This is a genomic window from Mesorhizobium sp. WSM4836, assembly GCF_055811815.1.
Genome location: NZ_JBVVQF010000004.1, coordinates 78,953 through 93,051, shown reverse-complemented (window position 1 = coordinate 93,051; position 14,099 = coordinate 78,953). Strand labels below are relative to the sequence as shown.

The window sequence follows — 14,099 nt, the reverse complement described above, 5'->3', positions numbered from 1 at the left end:
GGACGAGAGCTTTGTGTAGGTGGCCATTTTTCGTGTGCGCTCCGTGTGCACTGAGAGATCGAAACGTGGCGAAAAGGTCGTATTCTGGCGTAAATTCGTGTGCACTAGGTAGGTTCTAACGATTTGATGTTAAAGAAAAAATGCTGAAAAATCAAGATCATAGACTGGCCGTGGCGCCGATGATGGATTGGACGGACCGGCATTGCCGGTTCTTCCATCGCCAGCTGACGCGCGAGGCGCTGCTCTACACCGAGATGGTGGTGGCCGATGCGGTCATCCACGGCGCACGCGAGCGGTTGCTTGGCTTCGACGACAGCGAACATCCGGTGGCGCTGCAACTCGGCGGCGCCGATCCGAAAAAGCTGGCCGAGGCGGCGCGCATCGGCGAAGCCTTCGGCTATGATGAAATCAACCTCAATGTCGGCTGTCCGTCTGACCGCGTGCAGTCGGGCACCTTCGGCGCCTGCCTGATGAAGTCACCTGTGCTCGTTGCGGATTGCGTCGCGGCGATGGAGGCGGCGGTGAAAATACCGGTTACCGTCAAATGCCGCATCGGCGTCGATGAGCAGGATCCGGAGCCGGCACTTGATGCGTTGGCCGACGGTGTTTTCGCGGCCGGCGCCGACGCGCTGTGGGTGCACGCCCGCAAGGCCTGGCTGGAAGGACTGAGCCCAAAGGAAAATCGCGACATCCCGCCGCTCGACTATGGCCGCGTGTATCGGCTGAAAGCCAGAAAGAAAAACAAATTCATCGGCATCAATGGCGGCATTCAATCACTCGCAGAGGCGCTGACGCATCTCGACCATGTCGATGGCGCCATGCTTGGCCGCACCGCCTATCACACGCCAGGGATACTGACCGGCATCGATGCCGCGTTTTACGGCGGCACAGCTGAGCCGTTCGATTTTGCCGCCCTGATCGATGCCATGGCGGATTACGCCGCACGCCATATCAAACAGGGTGGACGGCTCGGGCATGTCACCCGGCACATGGTCGGGCTGTTTCACGGCCTGCCCGGTGCGCGCCGCTACCGGCAGATCCTTTCCACCGATGCGACAAAGCCGGGTGCAGGGCCGGAGGTGCTCAAGAGGGCTTTCGCAGAGGTCGATTTCGGTCGGACCGCAGAGGCGGCCTGAGGAAGGACTTAATCCCGCAAGATCATGCGATCGCCACGGACATCGAAGCCCGATAGCGAGCCGATGAAATTCATGCCGAGCAAGCTTTGGCCGAGCGTGCCGGGGGCGGCGATCATGATGGGCATATCTTTGCGCACGATGCCGCCGATCGACAGTTCATCGGTTCGCACCGCCGCCGCGCGCGTCATGCCGTTGGCGGTCGAGATCGGTATGGTGAAGCGCAGAGCCGCCGAATTGAACCCCGCGGCCAGTGCGTCCTCGGCGGTCAGCACGGTGCTGGTCGCGCCGGTATCGACAACGGTCAGGATCGGTGTGCCGTTTATCGTGACGCGCGCTTCGAAATGGCCGCTGCCGGCCTTGTCCAGGGTGACGGTAGCATGGCCTCCTTCCACGCCCAGCGCCAACGGACTGCCGGGAACAAGGCCGGCGGTGATGCGGCTGGCGAAATCCTGCAACTCATAGCGGTACTGATAGCCGGCGATCAGCGCCAGCACGATTGCGCCCCAGGCGCCGAGGCTGCGGGCGATGGTGCCCAACGGCCTGCCCGATCTGAGCAGGCCGGCGCCGACGAGTGCCGCTAAAGCGCCAAGCCAGATCAGCTGGCTGAAATCGTAATTCTCAATGCCGAACGTACTGCCGGCGGAATCGTTGAGCATGAGCAGGAGCACACCCGCCCCGATCGCGATGATCAGAATCCACAATAGTCGGTTCATCTCCGCGGCCGGTTCACGAGAGGGCGTCGCGTTCGCGTGCCATGCGGCTGCGACGGGTTTCCCGGCGGGGGCGTCGCTCGACCGTTTCCAGCCTTGCCGGCAGCTCGGCCATGACGCTGCGGCGCGTTTGCGGGGTCATGTCGATCCAGGCGGCGATTTCCTCGCGCGTGCGCCCGCAACCGAAACAGAAGCCGGTTTTCATATCGATCGAACAGACCAGGATGCACGGGGATTCAATGGCCGTCATAAGGATTTCCTTGGCTAGCCTCCACATGGTGCAACGACAAAGTCAATGCAAGCCCTTCGGGATGCGCCGCCAACGCGTGCTTTCGCGTCAAAACCGCCAAGTTGTACCGGGCCTGGAGGTTGTGCCGGCTTGAGGTTGTGCCGGCTGGCCAAGGCGGCTATGCCGCACACCAATTCACACAGACAACGGCTATCGAGATGACCAGCGCGCTGCCTTTCGACGATTTTCGCGACCTCTTGGTGAGCCTGCCGCCGGCAGATGTGGCTGCCAACACCCGCGTGCGCCAGTTGTTTGCCAAGGCAGACAAGCCCGAAGGCTCGCTTGGCCGCATCGAGGACATCGCCGCCTGGCTCGCCGGCTGGAGCGGCCGCTCGCCGCCGGCGGTGACGCGACCATTGGTGGCGATCTTCGCCGGCAATCATGGCGTCACCCGCCACGGCATTTCGCCGCGCCCCGCCGCCGCCACGGCAAATGCAGTCGAGCTCTGCGCCGCGGGCGGTGCAGCGATCAACCAGATCTGCATCGCCACCGATCTCGGCTTGAAGGTGTTCGATCTGGCTCTGCACATTCCGACAGCCGACATCACCCAGGATGCGGCACTGGACGAGCGCGGTTGCGCCGCCACCATGGCCTTCGGCATGGAGGCGATTGCCGGCGGCACCGACCTGCTTTGCCTTGGCGACCTCGGCGTCGGCAATTCGACTGTGGCCGCGGCCCTTTGCACGGCACTGTTCGGCGGCACCGGCGCCGACTGGATCGGGCCTGGATCAGGGGCCGACGGGCCGATGCAGAGGCGCAAGGCGGAGGTGGTCGATGCCGCAATCGCGTTTCATGGCGCGAGCCTCAAGGACCCGCTGGAAGCGCTACGCCGGGTTGGCGGACGGGAATTCGCGGCGATCTGCGGCGCCATTCTGGCGGCGCGGATGCAGAAGATCCCGGTGCTGCTCGATGGATTTGCGGCGACTGCGGCCGCTGGTGTCCTGCATGCCGCCAACCCCGCCGCGCTCCATCATTGTCTCCTCGCAAGCCTGTCGCCGGAGCCCGGCCATGCCAAGGCCGCCGAGCGCCTCGGCCTTCGCCCGCTACTCGATCTGGGCGTCAGTCAAGGCGAGGGGGTAGGCGCGGCTCTTGCCGCCGGCCTGGTCAAGGCGGCCGCGCTGACCAGCTCCGGCATGGCAGCCGCGGTCCGCGGCTAGGCATTCAGCGCCGGCGCGAAGCAACTGCCCTGGTCGGCAGCGCCGGTAGTTCCTCCATCACTCGGCTCAGCGGGAAGATGGCGGTGGCCTCGGTGCCTTCGCGCAGCCTGGAATGGAGCTGGAATTCACCGCCGTGCATGGCCAGCAGGCCTTGCACGATCGGCAGGCCGAGCCCGGTGCCCTGTTCGGCGCTCTTGATGGCAATCGAGCCCTGGCCGAAGGCCGAGAGCACGATCGGAATCTCGTCCTCCGGTATGCCCGGCCCATTGTCCTTGACGGAGAGATATTGCCCGCCGCCCGCCGTCCAGCCGACGCGCACGCGGATTTCGCCGCCGGTGGCGGTGAACTTGATGGCATTGGACAACAGATTGAGCGTAATCTGCCGCACCGCGCGTTCGTCGGCGAACAGGCGCGGCAAGGCGTTTTCGAAATCCTGGACGATGCGGATGTCCTTGTTGCGCGCCTTCAGCTCCATCATGTGGCAGCAATCCTCGACGACGGAGAGCAGCATCATCGGCTCCTCATTAAGCTGGTAGCGGCCCGCTTCGATGCGCGACAAATCGAGGATTTCGTTGATCAGGTCGAGCAAATGCTGTCCGGAGTCGTGCACGTCACGGGCATAGTCGCGATAGGTGGGATTGCTCATCGGGCCGAGCACCTCGTTGGCCATCACTTCGGAAAAGCCAAGAATGGCGTTGAGCGGCGTGCGCAGTTCGTGGCTCATCGAAGCCAGGAACCGCGATTTCGCCAGATTGGCGTCTTCTGCCCGCCGCCGTGCCTCGTCCGACATCGATTTCGCCGTCTCCACCTCCGCGATCAGCGCATCCTTTTCGGAGCGGAACGACAGCAGCATCAGCGAGGAACGGTTGAGCTGGCGGGCCACATAGGCGAAGAAAGGCAACGAGGCCATCAGCAACCCGGCCATGATCATTTCGACCGGCATCCATAATTTAGCGCTGGCATAGGCATAAATGGCGACCGGGAGGGCGAAGGTCGCCAACAGCGCACCGCGCAGGGACGAGGCCAGGATCGCGGTTGCCGACATGGCGAGCAGCAGCACCACCGCCTTGGCAACCTGGAACTGATCTATTTGGCAAGTTTCGCAGCCGAGCCATGCGAACCAAGCCCAGCCAAGCCCGCAAAGAAAATGGCCGATCAGGAAATCCCTATGCGTTTCCAGCGGGTTGAGCTCGGACGCTTGAGTGACGCGTCTGGCCATGAATGCGACGATGGTATAGCAGATGAATGTGAATAGCGCCCAGACGCCGATCTCCTTGCCGATGCCCGCGAGCAAGCCTGCCGCGGCCGTTGCCAGAACGAGCAGCGGGATGACGATCACGCCGCCGGTCATCGAAAGCGCGTGGAGCTTCAACAGCTCGCGGTCGAAGTCGGGATTTCCGGCCTGCTGCGAAAGACGGTCGCGCGTCTTGCGCACCGCGCGCGCGACATCGCTGTTGCGATGGCGTTTCCTGCGGTCCACAATAAACTTGTCCGCCGTGGTCGAGCGTTGCAGGGGCATGAAGTCTTCAATTTACGCGGGCAGCAATTTCAAATCGTTAAGCTACGATCGAATGATTAACCAACGGTTTGCCATATGAGCCGTTCGTGGTCGCGATGGCCGCGCCAGCGATACTATGCGCCGCTTCCGCGAAGCCTGTGGCGCAGGCTGGTGGACTATGGGCTGACATTCATCGTGCTTGGCCTGCTGATCCTACTGGCGGCGCGCCTCGACCGGGTGGAGACGCGCAAGACGGAGGGCGCGGCCATCGTCAATGACGGCGATAGCATCACTCTCGGCAACGAGCGCATCCGGATGCGTGGCATCGACGCCCCGGAATATTCGCAGATCTGCCGCAAGGACGGTGCCGATTATCCCTGCGGCAAGCTCGCGCGGCAGTCCCTAATGCGGTTGATAGCCGGCAAAGCCGTCTCATGCAGCGGCTGGCAGCGCGACCGCTATGGCAGGCTGCTCGGCGACTGCAAGGCCGGCGGCAAGGACCTCAACCGCGCGCAGATCGAGGCCGGCTGGGCGGTCGCCTTTGGCGATTTCGAGACCGAGGAAGCTGCTGCGCGCGCGGGCAAAGCCGGCATCTGGGCCGGAACTTTCGACGAGCCGAAGAACTGGCGCGAGAGCCACGGCCACGAGCTGGTCGAAAGAAAGCACGGCACCTTGGCGTCGATCGGCGATGCATTGCGAGAGATTTTTCGCTTCTGGTGAGCTGTGCCTATAATTCGCCGGGACGGACGAGGAGGATAGAGATGAAGCTGTTCGACGGCGGGCGCGCGCCCAATCCACGTCGGGTTCGGATTTTTCTGGCCGAAAAGGGACTCCAGGTTCCGCTGGTGCCCGTCGACATGGGCGCACTGGAGCACAAAGAGCAGCCGGTCAGCTCGCGCAATCCGCTGAAGCGTCTGCCGGTGCTCGAGCTCGACGATGGCACCATCATCACCGAATCCGTCGCAATCTGTCGTTACTTCGAGGAACTGCACCCCGAGCCGGCTTTATTCGGGCGCGGGGCGCTCGGCAAGGCAATCGTCGAGATGTGGCAAAGGCGTGTGGAGTTCAATCTGTTCGGCTGCGTGGCCGCGGCGTTCCGGCATATCCACCCCGCAATGAGGGAATGGGAGATCCCGCAAATCCCCGAATGGGGCGAGGCCAACAAGCCCAAGGCGATCGAATTCCTGAGATTTCTGGACGCTGAGCTCGCCCGCAGGGAATTCGTCGCCGGCAATGCCTATTCGATCGCCGACATCACCGGGCTGGTCGCCATCGACTTCATGAAACCGGCTCGCATCAAGGTACCCGAAGAGTGCACCAACGTGCTGCGCTGGTATCGAGAAATCTCCAGCCGGCCGAGTGCCGCCGCCTGACAATGAGTTCCGAATGAGTGAAGAGCTGGAAGCCTTGGCGGCGAGGGTACGCGCCTGCCGCATCTGCGTCGATAAGCCAGCCGGCAGGCCGTTGCCGCACCAGCCGCGTCCGGTGCTCAGGCCATCTTCGAGCGCCCGCATCCTGATCGCCAGCCAGGCGCCGGGTACCAAGGTCCACGTGTCAGGCATGCCGTTCACCGACGCCTCCGGCGATCGGCTGCGAAGCTGGCTGGGCGTCGGTAACGAGGAATTCTATGACACGGACAAGTTTACCATCGTGCCGATGGGTTTTTGCTTTCCAGGTCAGGACGCCAAGGGCGCCGACCTGCCGCCGCGCCGCGAATGTGCGCCGGCATGGCGCGCGTCGCTGATGGCGCTGATGCCGCAAGTCGATCTGGTGCTGACCATCGGCATCTACGCGCAAAGCTGGCATATGGGCGCGGCGCGCCGTCCCTCGCTGACGGAAACAGTCACGAACTGGCGCGCCATCTGGGCAGCGCCGACCGAACCGAAGGTTCTGCCGCTGCCGCACCCGTCCTGGCGCAACACTGGCTGGCTGAAGCGCAATCCATGGTTTGAAATGGATTTGCTGCCCTTTCTGAGATCGGAAATCCGCTATCGCCTTGGGTAAGCATTCAGCAAGAAATCACTCGCTTTTGAGCAATCCAACAGAATTTCTTTCTTGTAATAGGCCACGACAAGAGGGAATATGGTAATCTATTCCTCGAAGCGCCTGCCGCATGAGGGAACGCGCGTTAAATTCTTGTTTATGCATGTCGTTGCGCAAGGCCGCTGCGCACTTGGACGACTTGCATCAGGGGAGCACCAAATGGACCGCCTCGATAGAAAAATCCTCCGCCTCCTGCAGGAGGATGCGACGCTTGCAGTCGCCGACGTCGCCAAGAAGGTCGGCCTGTCGACGACACCGTGTTGGCGGCGCATCCAGAAGCTCGAGGAAGAGGGCGTCATCAAGCGGCGCGTTGCCATCCTCGACCATGAAAAGGTGAATGTGCGGGTCACGGTGTTCGTCTCGATCCGCACCAATTCGCACAGCCATGAATGGTTACGGCGCTTTTCGGAGGTCATCCAGGAATTTCCCGAAGTGGTCGAATTCTACCGCATGAGCGGCGATGTCGACTATCTCTTGCGCGTCGTGGTGCCGGACATCGCCGCCTACGACGCCTTCTACAAGCGGCTGATCGCCAAGATCGAGATCCGCGACGTGTCCTCTTCCTTCGCCATGGAGCAGATCAAATACACCACCGAGATGCCGCTGGATTACATGGTGCTCGACAAGGAGTCCGGCGCCAACGCCGCCTGAGGTTCTTCTGCTTAGTTCTTCTTTTTGTTGAGAAAAGTCCACGGCGAGTTGACCGGAAGCGTGATTGTGTCCGGCACGATGTCGACGTCGACCACCTCGGCCTTGCGCACAGTGTAACCCGACTGGATGACACTGACCCCGTCAAGGATGAAAAGCTGGCTGTTCTCCATGCCCGGCTGCAATGTGCCCGTCACCGAAACCGGCTGGTAGGCCTCGGACATCCGGTAGGGTTGGGCAGGCGTGACGAGGACGATCTGGTTGGGCGGCGGCGTCGGCATATGGCTGCAGGCGCCTGTCCAGGGCACCAGCAGGAATTGATAGACGAGATCACCGTCGCGATCGACCGGCAGTGCGTAGCCCGCGAGCTGCACGGTCTGGTTCTGCAAATTGAGAGACAGGGTTTCTCCATGATCCGGCATTTTGGCCGCGATCACCGGCAGTCCGACGCTTTCGGCGGCTGCCTGGGTAGCCGGGCGCAGATCTTTCCAGAAAATGTGCATGGTTCCGCCCGAAGCGCTTGCCGCGATGGCGGACGCCAACAAGGCAGTCGCCAAGACCGCGCCTGATTTAAAAGGGTTGCTCATCGCTGCTCCGCTGTTGAGCCTTGATCTGCGGACATCAAGTAATGCTGCCGCTGCCCACAGGTCAACGTTCAAGCCGCATGACATGCCGGCGCGAGCCGGTCATGCCGATCTCGCGAAAGCCGCGAGCGACGAACATGTCGCGAAAACCCATGAAGCTGTAGCTCGGTGAGGCCCGGTCGACGGGATAGGCTTCGATCGTCCTGGCGCCTTTGGCAAAGGTGTGATCGATCGCCGCGTCGAGCAATGCGCTTGCCAGCCCGCCGCCGCGCAGCGCTCTCGGTACATAGAAGCAGACGATCGACCAGATGCCCGTCTCGCTATCGTCCTGTTGCCGTGACAATTTGCGGTAGGTCTCGCGCGGCGCGACCGAGCACCAGCCGACGGTCCGGCCATCGACCTGGGCGACAATGCCGACCGGCGTGCCGGCGCCGATCAGGGCAATCATCGCGCGTTTCCTCTCGTCGTTTCCGACATGCTCGCGGTGGTCGAGATTGCGCCAGGCCATACACCAGCAGTATTTTGGCCCGCCGGGTTGCTCGAACAGGTTTTCGAAATCGGCGCGCGTCGATTGCGTCACCTCCGTGAAGCGCACTTGGCTCAGGTCAAGCTTTTCTGGCGGCGAGCCGTTGGAGCGTCTTGGCATCGGAGAGTTCCGTCACGGCGTCCTTGCCGATCCAGCGTGCAGTCTTGTCCGTCGAGGCAGCCAGTTTTTGCGCCAGGGCAAGGGCAGGGCCGTGCAAATTGACCGATCGCTTGCCGATCGAACGAAGCGCCCAGTTTACGGCCTTCTTCACAAAGTTGCGGCCGTCGGTCGCATGCGCTTCGATGATCGACAGGAATTCAAAAAAGGTCGTCTCGGGTTCCTTCTTCCTGTGGACCACCGACCAGGCCATCATCGCAAAAGCCGTGCGTCGAACGAATTCCCGTTCGTCGGCCGCGAATTCGGCAATCAGTTCCCTCCAGCACTCCGTATCGACAAAGAGATCGGAGACGCCGTCGACGATATCCCAGGAATCGAAAGTCGCCGCCCATCGTCTTGCATCGGCGGCGGAGAACCGCTCCGGATCGGCCGTCACGGAAGCGATGAACTGCGCCTCCATGATGCCTGTCCGCCAAAGCTCGAAGGCACGCTCATGGTTGCGCTTGATTTTCTTGGCAATCTGCCGCTGCACGCCATGCGAGATACCGAGCGCACGTTCGATCTTGATGCCGTAGCGCAGCATGCCAAGTCGATTTTCCTCCGAGGCGATCGAGCGCAGATGAGCGACGATTTCATCGGCGCTGGATTGAGGCGAAAGCTCGGCCACGGCGAAATCCTATTTCTCCAGCCGCGCCAGCAGCGAGGACGTGTCCCAGCGCTTGCCGCCCATCGCCTGCACGTCCTTGTAGAACTGGTCGACGAGTGCCGTCACCGGGAGTTTGGCGCCGTTGCGGTCGGCCTCGGCGAGGCAGATGTCAAGATCCTTGCGCATCCAGTCGACGGCGAAGCCGAAATCATATTTGCCGGCGCTCATCGTCTTGTGGCGGTTCTCCATCTGCCAGGAACCGGCGGCGCCCTTGGAGATCACCTCAATGACCTTTTCGATGTCGAGCCCGGCCTTCTTGCCGAAATGGATGCCCTCGGCCAGGCCCTGAACGAGACCGGCGATGCAGATCTGGTTGATCATCTTGGTGAGTTGGCCAGCCCCGGCTGGTCCCATCAAGCCGACCATGCGGGCATAAGCATCTATGACTGGCTTGGCCCTGTCGAAGGGGTCGGGCTCGCCGCCGACCATCACGGTCAGCGTGCCGTTCTCGGCGCCTGCCTGACCGCCGGAGACCGGGGCATCGAGGAACGAAAAACCGAGCGCCTGCGCCTGCCGCGCCAGTTCGCGCGCGACCTCGGCCGATGCCGTGGTGTTGTCGACGAAGATGGCGCCCTTCTTCATGGAATCGAAAGCGCCTCCGGCGCCGGTCGTCACCGAGCGCAGATCGTCGTCATTGCCGACACAGGAAAAGACAAAATCCTTGCCCTCGGCCGCCTCCGCTGGCGTCGCGGCGAAGCTGCCGCCATGCTGGGCAACCCACTGCTCGGCCTTGGCCCTGGTGCGGTTGTAGACGGTGACGTCGTGACCACCCTTGTTCTTGAGATGCCCGGCCATCGGATAACCCATGACGCCAAGACCGAGATATGCCACCGAAGCCATGTTTTCGAATCCCTTTGAAGCCTGCTTTGCGGTCTTCTTACCGGATCAGGCAAGGCGATGGGAGTCAGCGGTGCAGATGGATGGTGATGCGCCGTTCGATCCACTCGACGCCATGGCGCAACGTTTCGACGATGATCAGATAGATGATCGCCGCCCAGATATACGACTGAAAGTCGAAGGTGCGCGCGTAAGTGAGCCGGGTGATGCCCATCAAATCGTAAACCGTGATGATGGCGACGATTGCCGAGCCCTTGATCATCAGGATGATCTCGTTGCCATAGGGGCGCAGCGCCACAATCAGCGCCTGCGGCAGGATTATTTTCCATATCGTCTGCAGTTTGTGTAGGCCGAGCGAGGCGGCACCTTCCCATTGGCCCCTCGGCACGCTCTCGATCGCGCCACGCAAAATCTCGGCCTGGTACGCGGCCGTATTCAGTGAAAAGGCGAAGATCGCGCAGTTGAACGCTTCGCGGAAGAAGCCCCACAGGCCGACCATCTCGAGCTCCGGCCGGAAGGAGCCGACGCCATAGTAGACCAGGAAGGTCTGCGCCAACAGCGGCGTGCCGCGAAAGAAATAGACATAGGCATAGGCGAACCCCGAAAGGATCGGGTTCTTCGACATGCGTGCATAGGCGATCGGCACAGACAGGATCGCGCCAAGCACAATCGAGATGGCAACCAAAAGCAGGGTGATGCCAAGGCCGGATATGTAACCGGGTGCATATTTCTGGAAGAACTCGGGGTTCCACGCAGCAATGAGGTAGACGACCATGCCAATGCCGAGAGCGATCCACAGGCCGACCAGGACATGGCCGAGGATGCGTTGGCGCGGCCAGCCGCGTGCGGGGGGCGGCGGCCGGTCGACCTTCAGCGTGCCGGTGGCCAGGCTCATCTCTTGACCTCGCTGCCGCCGACCGCTCGTTCGATCGCATTGATCCCGAAGGAGGAGACGATCGCCAGCAGGAGATAAATCAGCCCGGCAAAACCATAAAACAGGAAGGCATGCTTGGTGACGCGGGCGGCAACCCCGCTCTGCCGGAGGATCTCGTTGAGCCCGACCGCCGAGACCAGCGCGGTGTCCTTGAGCAGGATCAGCCAGAGATTGGCAAGTCCGGGCAACGCAATCCGGATCAACTGCGGCAAGACGATCAGCCGCATCGTCTGGCCGCTGGACAGGCCAACCGAATAGCCTCCCTCATATTGCCCTTTTGGAATGGCGCGGAACGCGGATAAGAACACCTCGCTGGAATAAGAGGAAAAAATGAAGCACAGCGCGATCATCCCGGCGACGAAGCTGTTGACGTCGGCGGACGTGCCGGGGCTCACCAGTCGGACAACGTACTGCAGGATCAAGGGGATGCCGAAGAAGATCAGAAACAGCGTGAGCAGCTCGGGTATTCCGCGAAAGATCGTGGTGTAGATGTTCCCGGCCAGTCTCAGCGACGGCTCTTCCGACTGTTTGGCCAGCGCCACGAAAAAGCCGAGCGTCAGCCCGAAGGGCAGAGTGGCCAGAGCAAGAAATACCGTGACAAGCACACCGGAGGCGATGTCGTCGAGCCAGCCCTCAGGCCCCCAACTGAGAAGCGTCAATGCGCTCTGCATCCGGCTGCCTGTTCTCCTTTAAGGGCTCTTTTGAGAGCCGCGCCGCACCCTGCTGCGGCGTTCTTTAAGGGAACGGCGGGAAATTCCCGCCGTTCATATTGTCATTCAAATCAGGACTCGCCGCCATAAACGTCATACTTGAAGTATTTGTCGTTGATTTCCTTGTACTTTCCGTTTGCGCGGATGGCGTCGATCGCCGCATTGAACTGGTTGACCAGGTCGGTCTCGCCTTTGCGCACGGCAATGCCGGCGCCCGGACCGTGGATTTCGATGACCGGCTTGATTGTGCCGACCAGCTTGCAGCAGGCGCCGTCCGGCGAATCCAGCCATTGCTGCAGCACGACGATATCGTCATTGGCCGCATCGAGCCGGCCATTGGCCAGATCGAGCTGATATTCCTGCGCGGTCGGATACGGCTTGACGGTGCTGTCGGTATAAGTCTTGGTCGAATAGTTGAAATGCGTGGTGGACGCCTGCACACCGATCGTCTTGCCGGCCAAATCTTCCTTGGTGACACCCTTGATGTCGGTGTCCTTGGGGGCGGCGATCGCCGGCGGCGTATTGTAATATTTGTGGGTGAAGTCGACCTTCTCGGCGCGTTCCGGCGTGATCGACATCGACGCGACGATGGCGTCGAACTTGCCCGCCTGAAGGGCTGGAATGATGCCGTCCCAGTCCTGCGCGACGAAGGTGCACTTCACCTTCATCTCGTCGCAGAGCGCTTTGGCGATGTCGATATCGAAGCCTACGAGCTGGCCGTCGGCGGTCAGATTGTTGAATGGGGGATAGGCTCCCTCCGTGCCGATCCTCAAGGTCTTTTCCTGGGCCTGGGCAACGCCAAGCGTCAGCAGCGCAGCCGAAGCGGCGAGCGCGATACGCAGTGCAATACGCATAATAGTCCTCTCTGTTGGTCCCGGCCGTCGTTCCCGAACGGCTCTGTGGGCGGTGCTTTTGACCGCCCGCTGATGCGATACTCCCATTCTTTCCCAAGAAAAAGCAACTGCAAAACCGTCGCTTGAGGGAAGGTCAGGTTCAGAAAGCGATGACGTTGGGTCAGACGCCTAAATTCGAAGATAAGCGGGCAGAAACTGTGTTCTCCCGCATCTTCAGCGCGTCAGGCCGATGGCGTGCTCGATGAAGTCAGCTATCGAATTCGTGTCGTCGAGATCGAAGGCCGGCAGGTCTTCGCCGACAATGGGAAAGTCGGAGGCGATGGCGACGATGTGTGGATCGGTTGCCGAAAGTGGCGCCCGGTCCTTGGCCTCGAGCCGTCGCGTCTCGATTTTCTTGTGCGCCTCGCGCTTGTAGCCCTCGACCAGCACGATATCGGAGGGTGCCAGCCGTGACAGGATCGCGTCCAGCGTCGGCTCGTCCTCGCCGCGCGATTCGTGCATCAGCGCCCAGCGCCTGCCCGACACGACCGCGACCTCCATCGCTCCCGCCTGCCGGTGGCGAAAGCTGTCCGCTCCAGGTTTGTCGATGTCGAAATCATGATGGGCGTGTTTTACCGTCGACACTTTCCAGCCGCGCCGCACGAGCTCGGCTACCAGCTTTTCGGTCAATGTCGTCTTGCCGGAGTTCTTCCAGCCGGTGATGCCGAAAATACGTCTTTTCATGGCTCGATGCTCTGCAAGAGATGCGTGGCCTGGGCAAGGTCGTCGGGAGTGTTGATGTTGAAGAACGGATCGATCTCGCCCCCGCCGGATTTCAGGATAGGAAAATCCACTTCGACAAAACCGTGCCGGTCGATGAACGCCGAAACGCGCCGGTTGTCTTCCTCGACGAGAAATTGTCGCAAGACCTGATGTAATGCTAGCGGCCAGAGTGCAAAGGTCGGATGCCGTTTGCTGCCGGAACAGGCGACCGCGATAGAGCCCGGGCGTGCATCGGCTGCCGCGAGCAGCCGCTCGACCATGTCCTTGGGCAGGAAAGGCGTATCGCCGGCAGCCGTGACCAGCGCCTGGCAGGTCGTCTCGGACGCCCATTCGAGGCCGGTCAGGATCCCGGCAAGCGGCCCGGCATAACCCTTGACGGTGTCGGCAAGCACCGGAAGCCCCATCGCGGCAAACCGTGCCGGATCGCCGTTGGCGCTAAGCGCAAGCGGTCCGACCTGCGGGCCAAGGCGCGAAACGACACGGTCGAGCAGGGTACCGTCGCCAAGCGCAAGCAGCGTCTTGTCGCTGCCACCCATCCGGCTCGACCGGCCGCCGGCCAGAATGATCCCTGCGATATGTCGGCCCATC

General features: G+C 61.8%; 16 protein-coding genes and 2 pseudogenes. 6 read left to right on the top strand and 12 right to left on the bottom strand.

Annotated elements, in window-relative coordinates; genetic code table 11:
* Window positions 1–140: 140 nt before the first annotated feature.
* The gene (gene dusA, locus AC0L2P_RS06590; protein WP_473500415.1) at window positions 141–1,136 is read left to right on the top strand and encodes a tRNA dihydrouridine(20/20a) synthase DusA; all 996 of its coding nucleotides are present in this window, start codon (window positions 141–143) and stop codon (window positions 1,134–1,136) included.
* Between the two features lie 8 nt (window positions 1,137–1,144).
* Here dusA and AC0L2P_RS06585 read toward each other — a convergent pair whose 3' ends face one another.
* Both AC0L2P_RS06585 and AC0L2P_RS06580 read right to left on the bottom strand, forming a co-directional pair.
* Window positions 1,145–1,849, bottom strand: coding sequence for a TIGR02281 family clan AA aspartic protease (locus tag AC0L2P_RS06585; protein WP_473500414.1), 705 nt, complete (start codon window positions 1,847–1,849; stop codon window positions 1,145–1,147).
* A gap of 13 nt (window positions 1,850–1,862) precedes the next feature.
* Complete coding sequence (locus AC0L2P_RS06580) at window positions 1,863–2,096, bottom strand: DUF1289 domain-containing protein (protein WP_031193575.1); 234 nt, start codon at window positions 2,094–2,096, stop codon at window positions 1,863–1,865.
* A gap of 197 nt (window positions 2,097–2,293) precedes the next feature.
* Between AC0L2P_RS06580 and AC0L2P_RS06575 the strand changes: the two genes are divergently transcribed.
* The gene (locus AC0L2P_RS06575) at window positions 2,294–3,292 is read left to right on the top strand and encodes a nicotinate-nucleotide--dimethylbenzimidazole phosphoribosyltransferase (protein ID WP_473500413.1); all 999 of its coding nucleotides are present in this window, start codon (window positions 2,294–2,296) and stop codon (window positions 3,290–3,292) included.
* A gap of 4 nt (window positions 3,293–3,296) precedes the next feature.
* Here AC0L2P_RS06575 and AC0L2P_RS06570 read toward each other — a convergent pair whose 3' ends face one another.
* A complete protein-coding gene (locus AC0L2P_RS06570) occupies window positions 3,297–4,811 on the bottom strand; it encodes a sensor histidine kinase (protein WP_473500412.1) in 1,515 nt (504 codons plus the stop codon).
* A gap of 75 nt (window positions 4,812–4,886) precedes the next feature.
* On the opposite strand from AC0L2P_RS06570, the gene AC0L2P_RS06565 reads away from it, so the two are divergent.
* The 4 genes and pseudogenes from AC0L2P_RS06565 (at window position 4,887) to AC0L2P_RS06550 (ending at window position 7,484) form a co-directional block, all read left to right on the top strand.
* Complete coding sequence (locus tag AC0L2P_RS06565) at window positions 4,887–5,510, top strand: thermonuclease family protein (RefSeq protein WP_473500411.1); 624 nt, start codon at window positions 4,887–4,889, stop codon at window positions 5,508–5,510.
* Window positions 5,511–5,551: 41 nt separating this feature from the next.
* A complete protein-coding gene (locus AC0L2P_RS06560; protein ID WP_473500410.1) occupies window positions 5,552–6,163 on the top strand; it encodes a glutathione S-transferase in 612 nt (203 codons plus the stop codon).
* Window positions 6,103–6,794, top strand: a pseudogene (locus AC0L2P_RS06555) (uracil-DNA glycosylase family protein). The gene AC0L2P_RS06560 and the pseudogene AC0L2P_RS06555 overlap by 61 nt, the downstream one beginning before the upstream one ends.
* Window positions 6,795–6,992: 198 nt before the next feature.
* A complete protein-coding gene (locus AC0L2P_RS06550; protein ID WP_006333679.1) occupies window positions 6,993–7,484 on the top strand; it encodes an Lrp/AsnC family transcriptional regulator in 492 nt (163 codons plus the stop codon).
* Window positions 7,485–7,495: 11 nt separating this feature from the next.
* Here the strand turns inward: AC0L2P_RS06550 and AC0L2P_RS06545 are convergent, their stop codons facing one another.
* The 9 genes and pseudogenes from AC0L2P_RS06545 to mobA all read right to left on the bottom strand — a co-directional run bounded on the left by AC0L2P_RS06545 (window position 7,496) and on the right by mobA (window position 14,098).
* Window positions 7,496–8,068 carry a DUF3299 domain-containing protein gene (locus AC0L2P_RS06545; protein ID WP_473500409.1) on the bottom strand — a complete coding sequence of 191 codons (573 nt, stop codon included), beginning with the start codon at window positions 8,066–8,068 and terminating at the stop codon, window positions 7,496–7,498.
* Between the two features lie 61 nt (window positions 8,069–8,129).
* Complete coding sequence (locus tag AC0L2P_RS06540) at window positions 8,130–8,711, bottom strand: GNAT family N-acetyltransferase (protein ID WP_473500408.1); 582 nt, start codon at window positions 8,709–8,711, stop codon at window positions 8,130–8,132.
* Entirely contained in the window at window positions 8,671–9,375 is a 705-nt protein-coding gene (locus tag AC0L2P_RS06535) for a DNA alkylation repair protein (RefSeq protein WP_473500407.1), read from the bottom strand. Before AC0L2P_RS06535 ends, AC0L2P_RS06540 begins: the two co-directional genes overlap by 41 nt.
* Window positions 9,376–9,384: 9 nt before the next feature.
* A pseudogene (locus AC0L2P_RS06530) lies at window positions 9,385–10,260 on the bottom strand (NAD(P)-dependent oxidoreductase); the annotation flags it as partial.
* Between the two features lie 58 nt (window positions 10,261–10,318).
* Window positions 10,319–11,146 carry an ABC transporter permease gene (locus AC0L2P_RS06525; protein WP_473500406.1) on the bottom strand — a complete coding sequence of 276 codons (828 nt, stop codon included), beginning with the start codon at window positions 11,144–11,146 and terminating at the stop codon, window positions 10,319–10,321.
* Window positions 11,143–11,856, bottom strand: a complete 714-nt coding sequence (locus tag AC0L2P_RS06520; RefSeq protein ID WP_473500405.1) for an ABC transporter permease — start codon at window positions 11,854–11,856, stop codon at window positions 11,143–11,145. The genes AC0L2P_RS06525 and AC0L2P_RS06520 overlap by 4 nt, the downstream gene beginning before the upstream one ends.
* 110 nt (window positions 11,857–11,966) lie before the next feature.
* Window positions 11,967–12,749 carry an ABC transporter substrate-binding protein gene (locus AC0L2P_RS06515; RefSeq protein ID WP_023717637.1) on the bottom strand — a complete coding sequence of 261 codons (783 nt, stop codon included), beginning with the start codon at window positions 12,747–12,749 and terminating at the stop codon, window positions 11,967–11,969.
* A gap of 213 nt (window positions 12,750–12,962) precedes the next feature.
* Entirely contained in the window at window positions 12,963–13,472 is a 510-nt protein-coding gene (gene mobB / locus AC0L2P_RS06510; protein ID WP_473500404.1) for a molybdopterin-guanine dinucleotide biosynthesis protein B, read from the bottom strand.
* Window positions 13,469–14,098: a molybdenum cofactor guanylyltransferase MobA gene (gene mobA / locus AC0L2P_RS06505; RefSeq protein WP_473500403.1), complete on the bottom strand. Its 630-nt coding sequence runs from the start codon at window positions 14,096–14,098 to the stop codon at window positions 13,469–13,471. Before mobA ends, mobB begins: the two co-directional genes overlap by 4 nt.
* Between the last annotated feature and the right edge of the window lies 1 nt (window position 14,099).